We start from the raw sequence: 19,798 nt of genomic DNA, 5'->3' as shown, positions 1-19,798 counted from the left end.
CAACTCCCACAATCCCTCCGGCACGATCCACCCCCATTCACTCCTTCCCACGCCTCACCAACGTCCCACTCACCACATAGGACACGGTCTTAGCAACGCGACGCCGTACCGGCTGTCGCTCCCTACTGGCTGTCTTGCCCAGTGACGGACGCACGCACGAGCCGCTGCCCAAGCCTCTGGCAGATTTGCTGGGCGGGGTAGTGACCACACTCATGGCGATCACTCCCGAGACTCGACTCCACGCTGACTACGGCCTGGTATTCCTGGTCCGCGAGTGAGCCATCGGCGCAGATCTAGAGGGGAAGGCGACGGAGACTCTCCGGATGAGTGTGAGACCGCGGCGCAATGGAGCAGCGCAGCTGAAACTCCCGGCTGGGAAGGCATCAGCCTCCATGGCGGCAGGGCACCTGGTCACCGCCGCACGCCCGGCCTCGATCCGCCTCGGCCCCGCGCTGGCGGAGGCCGTCCTTGGACGTCCGACTAAATCATTTCGGCAGCTTAGTGCCTGCCTGGTCAGGTTTTTTGATAGATCTGGAGGATCAGTCGTCGAATAGTAGCCCGAAGCGCCCATCAGCTCCCCACCTGTTCCAGCAAGTCCAGGCAGAGCCAGAAGCCGTCCATGCTCACCTCAGCCAGCACCAGGTGACGGCCGCCGTCGGAGTCGTTCACTCGAAACTCCACCGCCACCGAATCGCTCGTCCCCTCGTCGTCGATCAGGCGGAGCTGCAGCACAGTCTCGCCATCCAACCGCCAGCGGAAGGCCAGCGTCTCCTCGCCGTGAAGCGGCCGATTGGTGGCGCAACTCGCTCGTGCAGTCGGCGGAGAAGACGACGTCCGCCAGCGGCCGACCAACTGGCCGGAGCACTGGCGGGTGGTTCCTCGGTGGGATCTTGCTCCGACCGTACGGCACTTTGACCCGACGGTGCCTGGGGGCCGTGCAGGCCAGGAGTGCCGTGCTTGGCCATGGCACCATTTGTGAAGTCGCGCTGCCCTACGAGGGCCGGGGTGGTCCGGCGTCGCGCAGCATCACCCCGCCCCCGTGGGGCAGCGCGGTGCCGGGCAGGTCATGACTCGTTTCGGTGATCTGCTCGCGCGGTGGTGGCTGAGGCGAGCCGGGTCTGTAAGTCGGCGACCTGCGCACGCAGGTGCTCGGTGCCGGCCTCGGCGACGCTCTGGCCGGTGCGTGCGCTCGTCAGCTCTTCCTGGCGCCGGTCGAGGTCGGCGCGGTGGTCGCGGGCCTGAATCTCCAGCCGCTGGCGTAGGGACTGCAGTTCGGCTCGGGCTCCGCCCAGGTCCGTCTGCAGATCGGCGATCTGGCTGGTGGCGTCGTTCAGCCGGGCGGTGGCGGTTTCGGCCTTGTCGCTGAGCAGGCGGTCGGCGCTCCGTTCGGCGGCCAGCTCGGCCTCGGTGGCGCGTAGCCGCGCCTGCAGGTCGCCCAGTTCGATCGAGGCGGTCCGCAGCCGCTTTTCCCGCTCGCCGGCCTCGGCGCGCAGCGTCAGCAGTTCGGCCTGGTCGTCGACCTTCTTCGTCTGGGCGTCCAGTGCTGCCTTCAGCGTGCCCAGCTCTTCGCCGCGCTCGCGCCGGTTGTCTCGCCACGCCTTCTCGGTCGAGTCCCGCTTGGTCTCGGCCTCGCGCTGGGCGGCCATGGCCTTCGTCTGCGTGCGGACGGCGGCATCGCGCTCTTGCACGGCCTGGTCGCGCTCGGCCAGCGCGAGCAGCCGCTCCTGGCGGGCGTGCTCGGCTTCGGCCAGCGCTGCCTGGCGCTGCTGCTCGGCTTCGTGCAGGTGCTCCTCGATCGCGTGCTCGGTCTGGCGCAGCTTGTCGGTGACGTCGGCGAGCGGCGCGGCGACAGGTGCGAGCACCGCGGCCAGCTCGTTCACCGCGGCACCAAGTGCGGCGGCACTGTCCTGGATGGTGGCCAGGACGGCGGGCGCGGCGGTGCGCTCGGCCGAGGCCTTGTTGCCGCAGGCCTTGCAGCAGTACTTCGCGGGGCGCCGCGGCTGCCGGGTTCGCGGTACGACTTGGCCCGCCCGCACTCGCCGCGCTCGCAGCGTCGTCGGGGTCGGCGGCCGGCCGGTAGTCGACGGCCAGGTTGTTCATCGAGGCCCCGCCCAGGCGTTGACCCGCCTGCACGCCCACGCTGGCGATTAACCTTATCCGCAAGATGTGAACGACACGCTGGCCCCAGGACCCTTTTCGCCGTCCCCGATCAATAGTCTCGCTCGGCTGGTCGGGGCAGGGAGATGGATCCGCGACGGCGTTGTGAATTTTCCGCGAGGCGTTCACGGCCCAGGCTGACATCTGAGGGCCGGATGTCTCCCACACAGCGGCCAGCCGATGAGGGAGGCGGCGAGATCCCGGCCCCCGATGACGCACCCGGCGCCCGCGCTGGCATCGTGCTCACCTCCGGCCGTCGGGCCGGAAGGCGCCGCGCAACGCCTCCCGGCCGCTCGCGTCCCGACGCGAGGGCTTGCCCGGTGTTCATCCGGGGACGACGGACACCGGTGATCATGGGCGGATTTGTGGCCCGCCAGCGGTCGAGGGGTCCCAAGTCCTCATGCCATCACTGTCTGGCCCCAACGAGAACCCAACGGAAACCCAACAGCGGCTCTCTACGGTCGACGTGACAACGAGACTGAAGCGGCGTTCAGCCGCTTCTGGGATGGGAGGTTTGTTCATGAAGTTCAGACGAATTAGCTGGGGACTGACCGCTGTGGCGATCGCCGCCGCCTTGTCCGCGGGGGTTTCCTCGCCTGTCTACGCGGCCAGCAGTACCTGTTCGACGCCGAAGAGGGCAGACAACACGTACGGCCCGTGCTCCACCGGCATCCTGGCAGCGACGAACGGCTGGATCAGTTGGGAGGCGTCGCCTCACATGACAGGCCAGCTGTGGGACGTTGTCCTCAACGTCAAGGTCGGCCCGTCGTACACGTGCGGCGGAACGAACTGTGGCGCCGTCATCCGCGGTTTGACGAACCGCTACCAGCTCAAGATCACCCACCTTCACCCACTCCAGTCCGGCTGGGGACGCATTAGCAACAGCTAGGCCGCAGCTGGGAACCATCCGGACTTTGCGCCCCTGCGTTACTCAGATATGGCGAAGGCCCGCACTTGACGGGCCCGCTTGTCTAGCTGATCACAGAATGATGTTCGCGCTGGTCATCAAGCGGGGGTCCCGGAACATGCCTGACCAGAATTAAGGGCTTGTCAGACGTATTGGCCCAAACGACAGGCATGTAGCTCCCGGGCGGCGTGGGTGCTAGGGCCCGCCATCGACCAGGTGTTCACCTAATGTTGCGATCGAAGGCGGGCTTGATTGCGGCTGCGCTAGAGCACTGCTGCAACACAGGCACTGAGCTTCGCGCAGCTCCACACCACCACCGCCGCCGGCCGCCACCTTCAGCACGTCACGATCCAGTTTGCCGATCTTCGGGCGCGGCCGTGGCGGCGCTGAGGCGGGCCTGCAGGTCGGCCACCTGCTCACGCAGGTGTTGGGCGACGGCCTCGGCGACGCTCTGGCCGGTGCGTGCGGCCGTCAGCTCCTGACGCTCGCGCGGTCGAGTTCGGCGCGGTGGTCGTGCGCTTGCTCCTTCAGCCGGGTGCGCAGGGCCTGGAGCTCGGCTCGGGCTCCGCGCAGGTCGGCCTGCATGTCGGCGAGCTGGCCGGTGGCCTCGTTCAGCCGGGCGTCGGCTGTCTCAGCCTGGTCGCTGAGCCGGCGGCCGTTGGCCCGTTCGGCCACCAGCTCGGCCTCGCGGGCGACCAGCCGCGTCCAGAAGTCGGCCAGCTCGGTCGCGGCGCCCTGGAGCCGCTCGTCGCGCTCGCTCACCTCGCCGCGTAGCGTCCGCACCTGCTCGGCCAGGCCGTCGGCCTTCTTCTCCAGGGCCTCCAGTTCGGTCGTCAGCTTGCCCAGCTTCTCGCCGTGCTCGCGCAAGTCCTTGCGCCAGTCCTGCTCGGTCTTCTCCCGCCTGGTCTCGGCCTCGCGCTGAGCGGTGAGCGCCTGTTGCTGCGCGCGGACGGCGGCCTGGCGCAGCTGCTCGGCCTGGTGCAGCTGCTCCTCGATGGAGTGCTCGGTCTGGCCCAGCCGGGCGGTGACGTCGGCCAGCGGGCCGGCGATGGGGTCCAGAACCGCGACGAGCTCGGTCACCGCGGCGGCGGCCTCCTGGGTGGTGGCCAACGCGGCGGGCGCGGCGCTGCGTTCGGCCGAGGCCCGGTTGGCGCAGGCCTTGCAGCAGTACTTCGGCGGGGCGCCGCGGCTGCCGGGTTCGCGGTGCGGCTTGGCCCGCCCGCACTCGGGACGCTCGCAGCGTCGCTGGGGGTCGGCGGCCGGGATGTCGGGGCAGTCCCGGCTGTGGCCGGGCCCGCCGTAGGCGACCGCTCTGATCCCGGCGAGCCCGCCTGGACGCGGCAGCCGCCGCTCCGCGCTGCCGTCGTCCGGGCCGGGGACAGCCGCGGACTCAAGGGCGGTGCTGGGGCGTCGTGCTGCTCACGAAGGCCGGTGCCCGGCGTCTGCTCCATGGCGACATTTCTTCACCTCCCAGGATGAGAAGAAATGTTTAATCCTTGGGGCTTATGACTAGAAGAAAGCTCTAGTTGACGTAGCGATAATGACGATTATCGCCATGTCGAGGGTGTAGGGTCGGGGCATGGATGGTGCTGAGGGAACGGGCCGGCTGGAGTTCCGGAGCCGGCCGTGCGCGGGCGCGGGCCGGGTGTGCCCCTGGCGGCGGGATGCGGACCTGACGGCCTTCTCCGACGAGGACATGCGCCGCCTGATCGCGGCCAGCGAGGGCGACACCCGCGGCGGCGCGTTCTCCTTCGAGGTCGCCGAGCGGATGTTCGACGGCCGCCGCATGGCCTGCCATCTGGATCAGCCCGGCACGGCGCACGCGATGCGGCTGTGCGCGGGCTGGCTGGCGGTGGTCGGCCCGCACCACGCCCGCGCCCGGATGAGCATGCTGTGCGGGCAGTTGCCGCCCGAGGCCCTCTACCCCGACACCAGCGCCTGGCCCGACCTGGTCGACGACCTGGAGGAGCTCCTGCAGCGCCGCGAGGCCCAGCTCGCCGAACTCGACGGGGCCGACGAGGACGACGAGGTCGCCGCCCGGGAAGGGCGTGCGGGATGAGCACCCCGGCCGGCTCATCTCCCCAGGACCCGCTCGACGGTGCCGAGGCGCCGCCGCTGGACCCGTCCGCCGCCGCCGAACCCGCCGCCACGCCCGCCTCCCCGGCCGCGGTGGTGGATCTGACCGCGCTGACCGGCGGCGCCGTCGTCGTCTCGAGCCCGCCGAGGCGCGGCGCCCCCACGGCCGACGACAAGACCGACGACGAGGCCGGCGACGGTGAGGCGGCGGCGTGGGGCGAGCTCATCCCGCTCGGCGCCCTCCCCGTCGAGCTGCCGCCCAAGGGCACCTCTCCCCCGGCGCGCACCGCCACCGAGCTCGCCGCGCTGCTGCGCACCGCCGGCGCGGGCGAGCGGCTGCTGCAGGCGACGGGCGGCTGGCTGATGTCGGAGCGGCGCGCCTCGCCGGCCACGCAGCAGGCCTACATCCAGGACGTGTCCTGGTGGCTGTGGTGGGTGCAGGCCCGCGGCCTGATCATCGCCGATGTCGACTTCCTGGAGACCGACTTGTACGCCGCGGCTATGCGGCACGCCGACTGGGCCAGCGCCACCCGGGCGCGCCGGTTGTCGGCGGTGCGCAGCTGGTACGGCTACCTGATGCGAGCCGAGGCCGCGCAGCGCAACCCGTTCGACGGGATGGAGCTGCCCAAGGTGCGCTCGAAGGTCACCCGGCATCTGACCGGCGGCCAGCTGCAGGCAATGCTCAGCCACGCGCTGGCGTTCGAAAGCGTGCGCACGCAGGCGATCATCGCGACGCTGCTCGACACCGGCTGCCGCATCAGCGAACTGCTCACCCTCACCGTCGCCGACTTCGGCTACAACGCCGGCGAGCGGGTGCTGAACCTGCGGGCCAAGGGCGACCGGGTCCACCAGGTCGTGATCGGCCGGCGCACCGCCGACCTGCTGGACACCTATGTGCAAGAGCGCGGCGCCGGCCAGGGGCCGCTCTTCATCTCCCGTACCGGCCTGCCGCTGCGCCGCTCGTACGTGCTGGAGCTGGTGCAGCGGCTGGCCGGCGCGGCCGGCATCGAAGAGCCGCAGACGCTCGGGCTGCACTCGATCCGGCACAGCGTCGCAGCCGATCTGGCCGGGCACCTGCCGCTGGAGGTCGTGCAGCGGCGTCTGGGGCACGCCGACCCGCGCACCACCCAGCGCTACACCCACGACGACGGCCTGCACCGCGATCCGGCGCGGCACGCTGACCGGCGCATGGACGCCGCTCGCGCCAATATCAACCTGCAAGACGGTCCCAGCGCAGATCGTCACTCATGACTTCGGCAGGTGTGCATGATGGTCGGCGCCACAGTGATCGTTCGGGGCTGTACAGGTGGTGTGGCGCCTACATGATCAAAGTGAGCAGTGGAGCCCATGCGATCATGGTGGCCGTCTGTAGGTAGATCTTTCTTTATCTCCCTTTTACGCCTATATTGTCGCTCCGAAACGTCAGATTCAGACAGCCCGTAAGCCTGATGGTTGCGGGCTGTCTGCATGTAAGGAGCACGCGTGACGCACGTTGTGGGGCATGGCATGGCCGCGCCCCCCTCTTCACGCCGCCGCGATCGCCTTAGGCGCATCCTTGCGGTGGCCGTGACCACCACCTTGACTGCAGGTTTGGGCGTCGGCCCGTCGTGGGCTGAGGAGCCGGACTCTCACTCAGCAGTCGCAGCCGCGCAGGCCGACCGCGCCACCTCGGGCGGAACCCCGGTCGTGGACGAGGTGATTGAGATCGCCAAGAAGCAAGCTGCTAAGAGCGGCAAACGGGTGGAGATCCCCGACCGCCATACCGAGACGTCGACTCTCTACGCCAATCCGGACGGCCGGACGCTTCGGGTGGAGTTCTCCCAGCGGCCTGTTCGCGTGAAGAGGGCCGACGGCAAGGGGTTCGTCCCCATCGACACCACCCTGGTCGACCGGGGTGGAGTGATTCAGCCAAAGGCGATCAAGGGTGAGCTGAGGCTGTCCCGCGGCCGGGACAAGACCTTGCTGGAAAGCAAGGGCGTGGCCGGCGCGGCGGAGGTCGCCAGCTCCGCGGTGTTGCCCGCACCCGTTCTGGAGGGCAGCACCGCTACCTACCCCAACGCGTACGGCAAGGGGATTGACCTGGTGGTGACAGCCACACCAACGGGCTTCAAGCAACGGCTGATTCTGCGAGAGCGTCCAGCCGGGCCGCTCACCTTCCGCATCCCTGTTGATCTGCCCGAAGGCATCACCTTCGGCCGGGCCACCGATGGCAAGCTGGTCATCAACGGCAAGGATGGCAAGCAGGTGCGTGACATCAGTCGCGCCCCGCTGTTCGACGCTGTGGCCGCCAACCCCAATGGCGACATCGAACAGGCGCGCGTCGGTGCCGCAGCCGTCGGCCTCGAGGGCGGCGATACGCTCGTCTACACGCCTGATGCTGCCTTCCTCGCCGACACCACGGTGAACTATCCCGTTGCGCTGGAGACAGCTTCTCCGGACTGGTGGGAACCGCAGGTCGCTCAGGACACCTTCATCAACGACAACTACAGCGACCCCGACCAGTGGTACGACAGTTGGAATGGCTTCCACCTGGACCGCATGCTGGCTGGTAAATCTAACAACGGCTCGGTGCGGTGGCGCAGCTACCTGCGGTTCGCGAACTTGGATCCTGGCTCGCCCTGGTGGGGTGCGAAGATCGAAAATGCCGATCTCCGCTTGTCGAACTACAAATCGAACACCTGCGGCGGATCGGTCGGCTCCGGCATGACGGTGCGTAAGGTCACCTCCCCATGGGAGGAGGCGACGATGACATGGAGCACCCAGCCGTCGGTCACCACGGCCGGACAGTACACCGAGTATGGCGCCTACAGCCCCGACTGCACTTCGACACCGTCCATGGCCCGCGAAGGTGACCTATGGTTCACCGTCGAAGAGATCGTGCAGTCCTGGGTCGACGGCGCGCCGAACTACGGCTTCCAAATTGCCGCGGGGAATGAGTCGGACAACACCAACTGGCGCTGGTTCCGTTCCAAGGAGCACACAGCTCCAGCCCCGGCGCATGACCCAGTGCTCGGCGTCGACTTTGAAATGCCCGTCACCATCATGACGTATTTCTCCGAAGTCGGTCCGCGGCGAAGCACCCCTCCCACGTATCAGGAGGCGCTCGCGCTGGACGAAGGATTGCCCGAGGGCACAATTCCTATGACGCCGCTGCTCACTGACACGGACGCGGCCGCTCTCATGGAGCGCGCGCAGCCTACCCGCTACGAGGTCGGCAGCGAGAAGCTTGCACCGACGGCCGACGACGCTGCGTGGCTGGAGCAAGAGAACGCTGAAGACCGTGATCACACGGTGCCCACTGTAACCTCTACCAGTCCAGTGAACGGCGCGGCTGGCGTCGCGCCGTCGACCGCGGTGACGGTCACGGTCAGTGAACCGGTGTGGGAGCCTTCCCTTACGGTGCAAGACGCTACCGGCACCCATGTGCCAGGAGTGATAATCACCGATGCCGACGGCGTCACGCTGACCTTCACACCGAACGCTCCCTTGGCACAAAGCACCACTTACACTGCTACTCTGAGCGGCGCCTACGACGGCGGTGGTAACACTCTCGCCACGCACTCGTGGTCATTTACCACCGAGACGCCAATGGCCGGCCATTGGAAGCTCGATGAAGGAAGCGGACAGACCGCCACCGACTCCTCTGGCAACGACCACGACGCCACCCTCGGCTCCACGACCCGCTGGGTGAACGGCAAGTCCGGGCAGGCACTGTCCAACGTGCCCGACAGTCAACTCCTGAACTCGGCGCTGACCGAGGCCCGCCGGAGCGGGACTCCGATCGAGGTCACCGAGCGCACGACCGCTACCAGCATCACCTACGCGATGCCTGACGGCGGCCTCAAGACCGACATCACCAGCGGCCCGGTCCGCACCTTCCGTGACGGTGCGTGGGTGCCGATCGACACCACTCTCGCCGGGCAGAGCGATGTGCTGCGTCCCAAGGCCCTGGCCGACAACCTCCAGGTGGAAGTGTCTGGCGGCGGTAGCCTGCCGTTCGCGCGGCTGACCGGCGACGGTCAGTCCTACAGCTTGACCTGGCCCACCGCGCTGCCCAAACCGGTTGTGAAGGGTGCCACCGCCACCTACACCGACGCCGCGGGCAAGGGAGCCGACCTCGTCGTCACCGTCCTGCCCACCGGCTTCCGGCACGAGATCGTGCTCCGCGAGCGGCCCGCCAAGCCGCTTAAGATCCGTCTCGGTGTGCAGACTGCCGGGCTGAACCTGGGCGCCACCAAGGAAGGCGACCTCACGCTCAAGGCGAGCAGCAAGGGGCGCAAGGCGCACCTGTTCACCGCTCAGCCGTCCCTGGCCGACAACGGCGACCGGCGCGGCCCGGGCAAGCGCGCCACCGTGACCACCATGGTGCGCACCGCCGAGAACGGCGCCACCGAATTGCTGCTCGTCCCGGATCCGGCGTTCCTGGCCGCCCCGGACACCACCTTCCCGGTACGGCTGACCGCGGCTGCCACCTCCAACGCCAGTACCGATGTCTCTGTCACCTCCTTCGACACAGAGGACTTTCCGACCAGCTCTGACAGCGACAACCTTCAGGCCGGCGTGATGGCTGGCAGCCAGAAGGCCCGAACCTACCTGCGGTTCGACACCACCGGCTTGGCCGGCCAGACGGTCACCGACGCCAAGCTGTCGCTCATGAACAAGGAGTCCTCCGCCTGCGGCGCCGCAGTGTCGGACGGCATCCAAGTCCGCCGGGTCACCGGCACCTGGGATGCCGAGAATCTGTATTGGGCAAACGCTCCCGCCTCGACGACCGAAGACGCTCAGATCGTCAAGGCCGCCTACGGCGAGGACTGCGCAGGAGGGGCAGCCCGCCTCGAATGGCCCGTGACCGGCATCGTCCAAGACTGGGCCGCCGGCCAAGCCAATCAGGGCCTAGTCCTGCAGTCCCCGACCGAAACCAGGACGGTCAACTGGCGCTGGTTCTTCTCCACGGAGGGTGCCACCAACCCGAATATCCCGGGCAGCGCCGGCAGTGAGCCGAAGCTGACCATCACCACCAACGCTCCGGTCTCGACCCCGAGCGTGAGCGCGCCCGCGATCAGCCCAGCCCAGACCGCCGGCGGAACAACGACGACCAGCTCGCTGACGCCGCAGCTGGCCGCCACCGTCGCCGACACCATCGGCGGCACCCTCTCGGCCGAGTTCGAGATCGAGCACGACCCGGCCGCCACCGGCCAGGGCACCGGAGCGATCTGGGCCGGCTCCTCCTCCGCCGTCGCCTCCGGCAGCCAGGCCACCGTGGCCGTCCCGGCAGGCAAGCTCACCGACGGCTGGAAGATCCGCTGGCGCGCCCGCGCCGTCAACACCGGAGCGGCCACCGCGTCGGCATGGACGGCCTGGCAGAACGCAACGGTCGACACCCCGAAGCCGGCCGTCAGCGGCCTGCAGGTCACGCCGTCCACCCCGGTGAACGGCGTCACAGTCACCACCAGCCTGACCCCGAACCTGCTGCTGACCCTCACCGACCCGCAAGGCCAGGCCCTGCGCGGCGAGGTCGAGGTTCAGCACGACCCGGCCGCCACCGGCCAGGGCACCGGTGCGATCTGGGCCGGCGGCCTCGACGGTGTCGCGTCCGGGACTCAGGCCACCGTGGCTGTCCCGGCCGGGAAGCTCACCGACGGCTGGAAGGTTCAGTGGCGTGCCCGCGCCGTCAACACCGGAGCGGCGACCGCCTCGGCGTGGACGGCCTGGCAGAACCTCACCGTCGACATCCCCGACCCGGTCTCCGAGCCGGCCGTGACCGCTCTGCAGGTCACTCCGTCGCAGCAGGTCGACGGCGTCACCGTCACCAGCAGCCTCACCCCCGGCCTGCTCGCGCAGGTCAGCGACCCCATCGGCGGCACCCTGCGCGCCGAGGTCGAGATCGAGCACGACCCGGCCGCCTCCGGCCAGGGCACCGGCCAGATCTGGGCCGGAGGCCTCGACGGTGTCGCCTCCGGCACCCAGGCCACCGTGGCCGTGCCGGCAGGCAAGCTCACCGACGGGTGGAAGGTCCAGTGGCGCGCCCGCGCCGTCTCGGCCACCGCCGCCTCGGCTTGGACGGCCTGGCAGCAGCTCACCGTCACGGTGCCCAAGCCGGCTCTGACCGCCCCGGCCATCACGCCGTCAGCCGTCATCGACGGCGTCAACGTGGTGACCAGCCTCACCCCGGCCATCACCGCCACCGTCACCGACCCCCAAGCCCAGCCGTTGCGGGCCGAGGTCGAGATCGAGCACGACCCGGCCGCCTCCGGCCAGGGCACCGGCGCGATCTGGGCCGGTGGCGTCGACAACGTCGCGTCCGGCAGCCAGGCCACTGTGGCTGTCCCAGCCGGGAAGCTCACCGACGGCTGGAAGATCCGCTGGCGTGCCCGCGCCGTCAACACCGGAGCGGCGACCGCCTCGGCGTGGACGGACTGGCAGCAGGCCACCATCACCCTGCCGCAGCCCGGCACCGAACCCCTCGCAAGCACCAGCGGCCCCGTCATCCGCACCGACCAGAGCTTCACCCTCGCCGCCTGGCTGAAGTGGAGCGACAAGGACGGCGCCTACTCGGTCATCGAGCAGAAGGGCACCCACCAGGCGCCCTTCCACCTGGGCAACACCGCCGCCGACGGCCTGGTCTTCACCTTCACCGACGGCGACCAAGCCCAAGCCACCAGCGCCGGCGCCCGCTCCGGGGTGGAAGCCCCGACCGGGGAATGGTTCCACTTGGCCGGCGTCTACAACGCAGACGCCAAGACCGCCACCCTGTACCTCAACGGCTACCCGATCAAGAACGAAACCCTCACCTTCGCGGCATGGGACGCCCCAACCGCTATGACGCTGGGCTCCCACCTCGTTGGCGCTCTCGACGAGGTCCAAGTCCATCAGCGGGCACTAACACCCGATATGGTCCAGGTGATCGCCGCCTCACAGCCACCGATCGAGGTATCGCCGCGGACAGGACCAGCAACTGCCACCACAACGCAGCAGGCGCCGCCGCACGCGGAAACAGCCTCCGAACCTGATTCCTTCGACTATGAACGCGTCACCGTAGCCGAATGCCAGAAGCTGAGAGAAGAGCGTTTCGCCAACGAACAAGGACTCGAGGTCTACTACCGGCCCTACACTTTCTGCGCCAGCCGCAACCACTTCATCCAATGGTTTACCAAGAGGAGGGGAGGCGGCGACTCCGACACAGTTCTGGAAGGGCTTGTCTTCTTCACCTCTACGATCGTGATGCACTCCTACCTTGGCAGCAAGAAACTGGCCGGTTCAACAGAACCGGAACGCATCATGCCCGACGGCGTGCCCGGCAGTTCCTCCCGTCGGGCCAACGACGTCGCCGTATGGACCAACATCAGCGACCTGACCTGCTCCGAACCCGTACTAGGAGGCACCGAGAACGGGTGCGACGAACTTCTCACCATCGAAGCGCGCCACACTCCAACGTACGTGGGCGGGGACTGCTCACTCATCTACGCCACCACCGATCGACAAGACCAGCACGGAGAACCCATCGCCCGAGCCGCTTATTACACCGGGGAAGTCCGGGATGCTGGGACTGCGGGGAAGACTGAGCATTATGTATTCCGCTCGATTCCCGACGACCGGGCGGGCAACCTCGACAAGAAGAGCACCTGCACGTTGCGTCCGTGGGCGGAACTGCACGTGAACAGCGTCATTGCTCCGCTAAAGGACTACGCGCTCCCGCTCTGGCACAGGCGCTCCCCGACGGGCAACCTTTCCGACAACGCCCCTTGGTTGCGCTGTGACATTTCGCCGTATAACGAGAGCTACTATGGCGGATGTTACTTCGGCCCTATCAGTCGGATCTATCGAATGGACAGAGGTGTACTCGCTTCCCAGGGGGTGGCCGACCATTTGTATGACGCCTGGCAGACGCCGAACGCGATGCATCCTCAACAGACGCTCGATCGCCCATCGGTTCCCGTCACGTCCAAGGCGATCCCGGGTTTCTGGCGGACCCCGAACGGCGGCCCTGGCGCTGCCTTGCACTACATCCGCAAGGGCACTCGCACCGATGACGGTAAATCAGACCTGCGCCGCCGCAACGCGCACGTGAAGGACAGGGTCTGCGCGAATGAGTTCAACGCCAGCGGCGACCACTGCGACGAGTTTCCCTTCGGCAGCACCCGAGAGGGTGCAGCTCAAGCCATGCTGGGTAGTCTCGACGGACAGACGACCAAGACCTACAACTTCTCTATCAGACCCGTCCCCATCAGCGAAAATGTATCAGCAGGAAATAACCTGGCGCTCTTCTATGCGCGATGGCGAGTTCTGCATGATGACCCGTTTTGGGTAAGCGTTAAGTAGCCGCGTGTGTGCCCGTCAGCGATATGCTGACGGGCACACACATCCCATGTCGTAAAGGATGCGTTTGCCATGATGAAACCTCCGACACACTTCTACGAGATGCTCGAAGGAATAAACCCTTCTCTCACCGACCATCTCAACGTGGTCTGGGTAAAGGGCCGCGATATCGAGGAGGTCGCGGGCGCACTCGGAGCCGATCCGGGCAGCTCGGCGACGGTGACACTCGCAAACCCTTACGAGGACGTGGAGCAGGATCCGAGCTGGAGGGAAACTTCGAACGTCGTCCTCATAGGCGAGCCAGAGGAAGGCGACTGGACGATCTGCATGCAGGTTCAAGGATTCTATCTTGCGCTCCCGGAAACCCTCCAGGCTCTATCCAACAATCAGGGGACAGCCTTTCTGCTGAAACTGAATTCCGTTGATCTACCAGTTTTCTCCCTCGCCGAAAACGGTGCAGTGAGCATTAGGGCGTCAGTCTACGAGGCGCCCGCGCGCCTTCCAAGACTGGCTGGAGACCTGGCATTGCCTCATCCTCGAGACGAGGATTGGGGTGTATTCGACGAAACGCCAGAAATGGTTTCTGCAGGATTCATCATGGCCGCGAGACTGACAGGCGAAGAGGTGACCGAAAGCTGGCTCCAGCTGCATCATGAACGCTTCGTTTTCTCCCATGAGGATTCGTCCGACTTCTAATCTGGCCTTGCGGTGCCCTGGCGCTCCGGCATGGCCTCGCCGGTCAGATGGTAGGTGGTTTGCCGGCCTTGGCGTAGCGCTGGACCAGCTTGAGCGTGTCGATGACGGGCTGGTGAGCGGTGCTGTTGGAGCGGAACTCCATCACCTCCAGTAATTCGATCAGGCCCCTGCCGGTAGTGGTTGGTGTAGGAGGCATTCAGCGTGGTCTGCACGGTGCGCCGGTAGACCGGGCCCTTGATCTTGAACTCGTGCACCAGTTCCCGCAGCGTCAGCTCGACACCTCGCACCGCGGGGAAGACCACCTCGCGTACCGTGCCGTCCGGCGTGGCCAGCGACGCGTCGGCGATGGTGAACAGGAGATTTTCCTTGCCTGAGACCCGCATGAAGGCATTGATGAGCTCCCTCGGTGACCTTGCGCTCGGCGCGAGCGCCGGTGCACCGTGGCGATTAGCAGGTCGACCAGGGCATCGGTGACCTCCCGCTCCCGCTCCACCAGCAGCGCGGCCAGCAGGGTGATCGTCGCCTCCGGCGCGTTGCGGGCCCGTCGGCGCAGATGCAAGGGCGCCTCCACGGCGGCGCGGAAGCGCCACCCGCTCAGCACCTTCGGCGCCACATCGGCGAACAACCCGGCCGGCAGTTCAATGGCCCGGATCGCGTTCAGCTTGCGGATCTCCGTCAGCATTGAGCCCTTTCCATCTTGATCAGCGGCCGTCTTCGGCGGCCTGAAGGACGAGGATGGCCTGCACGACCCCGCCGGCTTCCGCCCGGAAGGCCACCCCGAGCACAAGCCCGACCCCCTCGCCGGCCGCCACTCCCACGCCCACCCCGACGGGCACCCCCGTCCGACGCCCTGCAGCGTCTGGACGCTGGGATACAAGGGGTGACGTGTCGGAGTGGGACATCACCGGCCCACGCAGCGCCAAGCTGACCGGATACCCCCAAGAACCCACCGGCCCCGGCTGGGGGTTCCTGATGTGGACGAAGCGGCCGATGAGCACCAGCTTCACGCTCTCGGTCCGCACCCGCCTGCTCGAATACGGCCGCCGGGACAAGACCCCGAAGTACGGCTTGCTGTTCTCCAACACCGAGCCCGGCAACGACATCGGCTACTACGTCGAACCGCTCACCGCAGACGGCAAGCTCACCGTCCTGGTGATGGAGAAGGGCGCGTTCAGCTGGGAGCGCATCTCCTGGCCGTTCGGCTTCGACCCCGACGACTTCCACACGCTCAAGGTGACCAGAAAGGGCTCGACCTACACCTTCTATCTGGACGGCCGGCAGGTGTCCCGGCGGGAGGTGCCCGGAGTCGACCCAGAAGGCGTGGGCCGGGTCGGTCTGGCCGGGTTCGATGTCCTCGCCGAATTCCGTGACTTCAGAGTGCACAGATGACCTCCCTCATCGCAGGCGGCCGCCGAGCCGGATCCCTGGCGGTCCTTCGAGCTGGTGTTCATGGAGGCGTGCGTACTGAGCGAGCACGACCTCGCGCTGTTCGACCTGCTGGCCAGGGCCAGCGCCCCGAGCGCCGACAAAGGCCGCGCGGTGACGGCAGAGGTGATCGGCCCGCTGGTGGAGCGGGCTCAGGCCGCGGGGAAACTGCGGGGGGACGTGAGCGTAGAAGACGTGGCGGCGTTAATGCGCATGGCAGACGGCACCGCCCCGACGAAGCGCCGCCGCAATGCCCTGCAGGTGCTCCTCGCCGGCCTCGTCGCCCACGCCCACTGACCTAGCACGCTGTGGACCGCGAGCAACTGCTGGTCTGCCTCTAGGACGGCACGTCCCTCATTGTGTGATGAAAGGATGACCACGCCGGTGACCTTCGGATTTGCCTGATTGCCTGATGGTCATGCACTCGACGAGCCTTTCGACAAACATCCCGCACGCCCATAGGCCGGCCGGCTGCCGCCGTACCGGAGCGGCTGTGTTCGCGGCAGCAGTGACCGTGGCAGGGGCGGTCATGCTCGCGGGCTGCAGTTGGATATAGGTGGCCACGGCGTGGCTTACCGCTGCCGCCCCCGCGGGCCACCTACGATGAGGAATGCGGGGCAGCGATCCTTCGGGGGGAGGTCGCACCCTGCGGGAGTATCACCCCGGCCCAGCGTCTCCCGTGTTCCGTTCCGGGCGCTGGGCCGGCCCCGGTATCGAGGTGTCCGGAGCCTGTGATATCGCAGTCATCACCGTCGTCGCAGGGGACGGTATCCGCCACTCCTCCGTCGGGCCGAAGGCCTCTCCACGAGCGGTGGCGTAGCCAACTGAGCCGCCGGCCCGAAGGCCGAGCAGGACTCGAACCTGCGCACACCCCATTAACAGTGGATAACCGACGAACTTCGACCCGCGCCCACTCCGCACCGCACCGGGGGCGCGAGGCCGGGAGCAGGCGCGGATGTGACGATGGCGCCGGACTTGATCTTTTTGCAGAAAGAGGTAACCGACGCCGTTCGACCCGTGCCCACACCGAGCCTCGCGCTCAAGGCCCGCGGAGGGGTTGATCACGATCCACGGTATCGGGCCGTTTGCCCGTTTCGCGACCACATTATGACCAGGGGGCCTGGGGTCACTCGGGGTCGCGGATCTCCACCAGTTCGATGCGCCATGGCAGTTCGGCGACCACGGGAGCCCACCGTTTGCGGCTCATGGTGAGGATGGGCCAGTCCAGATATTGGGAGACGGCGATGGCGTGGGCTGCGGCCATGTCGGCCGGCGGGGTCATGCGGGCGACGACCTCCGACAGGCGGGCCGCTTCGTCCTGGGTGGACACGAGTGCCAACTCGACGTTGTCGAGCGCGTCGATCATGCCTCGCACGACACGCCGCTGGTCGGGCGAGAGCGAGGCCTCCGCCACGGCCAGCGTGATCGCGGGGACGCTGGTGCGGGTGTCGGACTGGTTGAAGATGACCATGAGCGCGCGAACGTCGAAATCGCCGCGGCCAACCTCGACCAGGACGGTGTCGTCCAGGACGTATCCGAGGACGGTCACCGTCCCGCCTGCCGCGCCTGAAGGAGGGCGTTCAGCCGGTCAGCGGTCACCTGCGCGCGGGCCATCGCGTCAGTGTCGTCCTTCACCTCTTGAGCGGCCTCTTCCCAGGCGAGCCGGTTACGGTGCCGCTCGGTGGCGAAGCTGCCGTGCATGCGAACGATGGCCTCGGCCATCGGGACTGAGCGCCCGGATTCCTTGCTAAGTTGGGCGGCCACCTCATGGATGAGCTCACGGACGCGCTCGGGAACCTTGATGCTCGTCATAGGTTCAGACATACCAGAATTCTACTTGGTAGAACCGTGGTATGCACGAACCGGAGCGTGATCATTTGCCCCGCTAGGCGCCGGTAGCTCGGAGGCCTCATATGGCCGGGCGGGAGCCCTTTGCTCAGGGCGCCAGCATTTCCTCGCGTCTCTGTTGGACCGCGCCATCCACCGTTCGGTGGATCAGGCGATCAGCCACATCCACGGTCAACGGTAGCTGCCGGGACGATCCGCCGGCCGGGGCCGTGCGGCGAGGCTTGTGCCATGGCAGTCATCGAAGCCGCAGACCCGGCGAAGCGGCGCGGGAACGCCCCGGTCGAAGCCGGAAAGCTCTTCGGCACCCTCGGCCGGAACGGCGCTGAGCCGCGCCGGCAGCGTCCCGGGTCTGTCTCGATGAGCGCCATGCCTGAACACATCGATCTCGAAAGGCAGCAGAACATGCTCCGCGGACTCACCACCATCAGCTTCTACGCCCACGACGTCGCCGCCGCCCGCGACTGGTACGCCGAATTCCTCGGCCTGAAGGCCTACTTCCAGCGCCCCGAGCAGGGCGACCCGGTCTACGCGGAGTTCCGCGTCGGCGACTACCAGCACGAGCTCGGCATCATCGACGCCCACTACGCCCCCGACGGCTGGAGCGCCGAGGACGGCGGAGCGATCGCCTACTGGGCTGTCGACGACCTTGAGGCGACCTGGGAGCGGCTGCTGGAGATGGGCGCCACCCCGTTCGACAAGCCGACCGAGCGCGGCCCGGGGTTCGTCACCGCCTCGGTGCACGACCCGTTCGGCAACATCCTCGGCATCATGATCAACCACCACTACATGGACGTCCTGGCGGGCCGGAAGGGCTGACCACGGTGACCACCCTGCCCCGAAGCGGGGACGGTCGCCGGATCAGCCCACCGGGGTGACCGGGAGCAGGCCGCGGGCGTCCAGGACCCACCGGGCCACCGGCATGGCGGCGATCATCCGGGGAACCCCGCGTACGGCAGGACCTGCATGATCGCCTCCACCAGCTCGGCGGGGCGTAGTCCCGCGTTGAGCGCCGCGCCGAGGTGGGCTTCGAGCTGGGCCTCCTGCCCGCCGGGCGCGATCAGCACGCCGAGGACGACCAGCTCCCGCCGGGCGGCGTCGAGTCCGGGACGGGCATGGATGTCCCCGTGGGCGAACTCCACGGCCAGGCGCGACAGGTCCGGCGCGATGTCAGCGAGCGCGTCGCAGGCGGCGGTGCGGACCGGGCCGGGGCCGCCGAGCTCGGCCTGGCGGGCGAGACCGCGTTCGTACCGGCCGGTCACGCCGCCGCCCGGGGAGCGCCAGGAGGCGATCTCGCGCAGGTTGGCGCGCGGTGTGACCCTGGAGGCGTGCACGCTGGTGTCGACGTCGATCATGGGGGCGTTTGCCGCGCTCCAGCCGGGCGCGCATGACCGCCATCGTGCACCCTGGGTCAGTTCGATGGCCGGGGCAGAAGTTGGATCACGCCCACCGAAGTGCCCTCGATCGATGAGGCGTGGACGGCGCGGACCGTCCACCTGCCGGGTCCGATCGGGACAGGGGCCTGCTCCGGCAGTCCTCCCCCGTTCGGAAACTCGCGGCCCAGTTCAGCTCCGGCTGTCACAGAGTCCATGAGCACCGCCGGCCCGTCCGTCTCCCAGACGCCGCAGTCCTCCCATGCGGTGGCAGGGTCGGCAAGCACCGCGTGAGCCGCAGCAACCAGATCGGCCTCAGAGTCGGCGCCGAGCCAGCGTACGAACGCTCGGTGTTCGGCCATGTAGCAACTGCTGGCGGGCTCGTCCCCCAGGACCAGCCCGCGAGCCCGGTCCTCGCCGACAGCGATCACTCCCGCCAGCCCTTCCACCTCACCGGCGCGATCGTAGTCGTCCAGAACCTGGCCGCTGCCGATGACCATCCCCGATGTTGTGCACCCATGCCACTGGGTCAGCGCAGAAACGGGCACGGCTATCAACGGGCCGCCCATCGATTCGACCCAGACAAGGGCGGGCTCGCGCGAGCTGGTGGGGGAGAACGTTTTCACAACACCAGTGTCCTCCCGACCGCTGAGGGAGCACCCGGGCCCTCGGCCGATCGGAGACCGTTATGGGGGTTCAGAGCCCCCCTGTGAGGGCCTTCGACGCTACTTGATCTCGTGGATCACCTGGCGGGCCGGGATGACGAACTGACTGACTTTCACCACCTGGCCCCGCGCGGTGACGCCGCGGTGCAGGCTCTCGCCGACGCTCTGGTCTTCGCTGGTCTCCAGGAGCTGCCCCTCGTCGGGGGCCGGACATGCGGGTGCGGATCTGCTCGAAGCGCCGAGCGCCTCCAGCCGGCCCGCTGGAGGAGTCGGTCACTGGCAGTTCTTGTAGTCGTAGCGGCTGGAGTTGTAGGCGCAGGAGTCGACGAGCCTGCCGT

At 67.9% G+C, this 19,798-nt stretch carries 18 protein-coding genes and 1 tRNA gene; 9 read left to right on the top strand and 10 right to left on the bottom strand.

The window, feature by feature from the left end; all coding sequences use genetic code 11:
- Window positions 1-570: 570 nt before the first annotated feature.
- Together AB0I67_RS42740 and AB0I67_RS42735 are read right to left on the bottom strand one after the other, a co-directional pair.
- Window positions 571-732: a hypothetical protein gene (locus AB0I67_RS42740; protein ID WP_357936654.1), complete on the bottom strand. Its 162-nt coding sequence runs from the start codon at window positions 730-732 to the stop codon at window positions 571-573.
- Between the two features lie 332 nt (window positions 733-1,064).
- On the bottom strand, window positions 1,065-2,036 hold the full coding sequence (locus tag AB0I67_RS42735; protein ID WP_357936652.1) for a hypothetical protein: 972 nt from the start codon (window positions 2,034-2,036) through the stop codon (window positions 1,065-1,067).
- A 641-nt stretch (window positions 2,037-2,677) separates the two neighbouring features.
- Between AB0I67_RS42735 and AB0I67_RS42730 the strand changes: the two genes are divergently transcribed.
- A complete protein-coding gene (locus AB0I67_RS42730) occupies window positions 2,678-3,046 on the top strand; it encodes a hypothetical protein (RefSeq protein WP_357936650.1) in 369 nt (122 codons plus the stop codon).
- Window positions 3,047-3,535: 489 nt separating this feature from the next.
- Here the strand turns inward: AB0I67_RS42730 and AB0I67_RS42725 are convergent, their stop codons facing one another.
- Window positions 3,536-4,144 (bottom strand): hypothetical protein, encoded by a 609-nt coding sequence (locus AB0I67_RS42725; protein ID WP_357936648.1) that lies wholly within the window; start codon window positions 4,142-4,144, stop codon window positions 3,536-3,538.
- Here AB0I67_RS42725 and AB0I67_RS42720 point away from each other — a divergent pair.
- The 5 genes from AB0I67_RS42720 (at window position 4,113) to AB0I67_RS42700 (ending at window position 14,152) form a co-directional block, all read left to right on the top strand.
- Complete coding sequence (locus AB0I67_RS42720; protein ID WP_357936646.1) at window positions 4,113-4,367, top strand: hypothetical protein; 255 nt, start codon at window positions 4,113-4,115, stop codon at window positions 4,365-4,367. The two genes, AB0I67_RS42725 and AB0I67_RS42720, sit on opposite strands and share 32 nt — an antisense overlap.
- A gap of 276 nt (window positions 4,368-4,643) precedes the next feature.
- Window positions 4,644-5,123, top strand: coding sequence for a DUF6283 family protein (locus tag AB0I67_RS42715; RefSeq protein ID WP_357936644.1), 480 nt, complete (start codon window positions 4,644-4,646; stop codon window positions 5,121-5,123).
- Window positions 5,120-6,391, top strand: coding sequence for a tyrosine-type recombinase/integrase (locus tag AB0I67_RS42710; RefSeq protein ID WP_357936642.1), 1,272 nt, complete (start codon window positions 5,120-5,122; stop codon window positions 6,389-6,391). Before AB0I67_RS42715 ends, AB0I67_RS42710 begins: the two co-directional genes overlap by 4 nt.
- 315 nt (window positions 6,392-6,706) lie before the next feature.
- Window positions 6,707-13,459 (top strand): DNRLRE domain-containing protein, encoded by a 6,753-nt coding sequence (locus AB0I67_RS42705; RefSeq protein ID WP_357936640.1) that lies wholly within the window; start codon window positions 6,707-6,709, stop codon window positions 13,457-13,459.
- A 69-nt stretch (window positions 13,460-13,528) separates the two neighbouring features.
- Complete coding sequence (locus tag AB0I67_RS42700) at window positions 13,529-14,152, top strand: DUF6461 domain-containing protein (protein WP_357936638.1); 624 nt, start codon at window positions 13,529-13,531, stop codon at window positions 14,150-14,152.
- On the opposite strand, the gene AB0I67_RS42695 is transcribed toward AB0I67_RS42700, so the two are convergent.
- Complete coding sequence (locus tag AB0I67_RS42695; RefSeq protein ID WP_357936636.1) at window positions 14,149-14,535, bottom strand: hypothetical protein; 387 nt, start codon at window positions 14,533-14,535, stop codon at window positions 14,149-14,151. The genes AB0I67_RS42700 and AB0I67_RS42695 overlap by 4 nt on opposite strands.
- Before the next feature lie 318 nt (window positions 14,536-14,853).
- On the bottom strand, window positions 14,854-14,976 hold the full coding sequence (locus AB0I67_RS42690) for a hypothetical protein (protein ID WP_357936634.1): 123 nt from the start codon (window positions 14,974-14,976) through the stop codon (window positions 14,854-14,856).
- Window positions 14,977-15,037: 61 nt separating this feature from the next.
- Here AB0I67_RS42690 and AB0I67_RS42685 point away from each other — a divergent pair, with 61 nt between their 5' ends.
- Both AB0I67_RS42685 and AB0I67_RS42680 read left to right on the top strand, forming a co-directional pair.
- Window positions 15,038-15,541: a hypothetical protein gene (locus tag AB0I67_RS42685; protein ID WP_357936632.1), complete on the top strand. Its 504-nt coding sequence runs from the start codon at window positions 15,038-15,040 to the stop codon at window positions 15,539-15,541.
- A gap of 60 nt (window positions 15,542-15,601) precedes the next feature.
- The gene (locus tag AB0I67_RS42680; RefSeq protein ID WP_357936656.1) at window positions 15,602-15,874 is read left to right on the top strand and encodes a hypothetical protein; all 273 of its coding nucleotides are present in this window, start codon (window positions 15,602-15,604) and stop codon (window positions 15,872-15,874) included.
- A gap of 543 nt (window positions 15,875-16,417) precedes the next feature.
- Here AB0I67_RS42680 and AB0I67_RS42675 read toward each other — a convergent pair.
- From AB0I67_RS42675 to AB0I67_RS42665, 3 genes are all read right to left on the bottom strand, one after another.
- A tRNA-OTHER gene (locus AB0I67_RS42675) sits at window positions 16,418-16,483 on the bottom strand.
- Between the two features lie 220 nt (window positions 16,484-16,703).
- Window positions 16,704-17,126, bottom strand: coding sequence for a hypothetical protein (locus AB0I67_RS42670; RefSeq protein ID WP_357936630.1), 423 nt, complete (start codon window positions 17,124-17,126; stop codon window positions 16,704-16,706).
- On the bottom strand, window positions 17,123-17,389 hold the full coding sequence (locus tag AB0I67_RS42665; RefSeq protein ID WP_357936185.1) for a hypothetical protein: 267 nt from the start codon (window positions 17,387-17,389) through the stop codon (window positions 17,123-17,125). Before AB0I67_RS42665 ends, AB0I67_RS42670 begins: the two co-directional genes overlap by 4 nt.
- A 438-nt stretch (window positions 17,390-17,827) precedes the next feature.
- On the opposite strand from AB0I67_RS42665, the gene AB0I67_RS42660 reads away from it, so the two are divergent.
- On the top strand, window positions 17,828-18,241 hold the full coding sequence (locus AB0I67_RS42660) for a VOC family protein (RefSeq protein WP_357936628.1): 414 nt from the start codon (window positions 17,828-17,830) through the stop codon (window positions 18,239-18,241).
- Window positions 18,242-18,354: 113 nt separating this feature from the next.
- On the opposite strand, the gene AB0I67_RS42655 is transcribed toward AB0I67_RS42660, so the two are convergent.
- Both AB0I67_RS42655 and AB0I67_RS42650 read right to left on the bottom strand, forming a co-directional pair.
- Entirely contained in the window at window positions 18,355-18,777 is a 423-nt protein-coding gene (locus tag AB0I67_RS42655) for a carboxymuconolactone decarboxylase family protein (protein ID WP_357936626.1), read from the bottom strand.
- 56 nt (window positions 18,778-18,833) lie between these two features.
- Complete coding sequence (locus tag AB0I67_RS42650; RefSeq protein WP_357936624.1) at window positions 18,834-19,421, bottom strand: Imm21 family immunity protein; 588 nt, start codon at window positions 19,419-19,421, stop codon at window positions 18,834-18,836.
- Window positions 19,422-19,798 lie beyond the last annotated feature (377 nt).

Origin of the sequence: Nonomuraea sp. NPDC050310, from assembly GCF_040655795.1 — a bacterium.
Taxonomy (GTDB): Bacteria; Actinomycetota; Actinomycetes; order Streptosporangiales; family Streptosporangiaceae; genus Nonomuraea.
This window is presented reverse-complemented; position numbering and strand designations above follow the sequence as displayed.

Coding starts and splice junctions, on each gene's coding strand:
- AB0I67_RS42730 (WP_357936650.1), top strand. CDS start 2,678: ATGAAGTTCAGACGAATTAGCTGGGGACTGACCGCTGTGGCGATCGCC.
- AB0I67_RS42720 (WP_357936646.1), top strand. CDS start 4,113: ATGGGGTCCAGAACCGCGACGAGCTCGGTCACCGCGGCGGCGGCCTCC.
- AB0I67_RS42715 (WP_357936644.1), top strand. CDS start 4,644: ATGGATGGTGCTGAGGGAACGGGCCGGCTGGAGTTCCGGAGCCGGCCG.
- AB0I67_RS42710 (WP_357936642.1), top strand. CDS start 5,120: ATGAGCACCCCGGCCGGCTCATCTCCCCAGGACCCGCTCGACGGTGCC.
- AB0I67_RS42700 (WP_357936638.1), top strand. CDS start 13,529: ATGATGAAACCTCCGACACACTTCTACGAGATGCTCGAAGGAATAAAC.
- AB0I67_RS42695 (WP_357936636.1), bottom strand. CDS start 14,535: ATGCGGGTCTCAGGCAAGGAAAATCTCCTGTTCACCATCGCCGACGCG.
- AB0I67_RS42680 (WP_357936656.1), top strand. CDS start 15,602: ATGGAGGCGTGCGTACTGAGCGAGCACGACCTCGCGCTGTTCGACCTG.
- AB0I67_RS42665 (WP_357936185.1), bottom strand. CDS start 17,389: ATGACGAGCATCAAGGTTCCCGAGCGCGTCCGTGAGCTCATCCATGAG.
- AB0I67_RS42660 (WP_357936628.1), top strand. CDS start 17,828: ATGCTCCGCGGACTCACCACCATCAGCTTCTACGCCCACGACGTCGCC.
- AB0I67_RS42655 (WP_357936626.1), bottom strand. CDS start 18,777: ATGATCGACGTCGACACCAGCGTGCACGCCTCCAGGGTCACACCGCGC.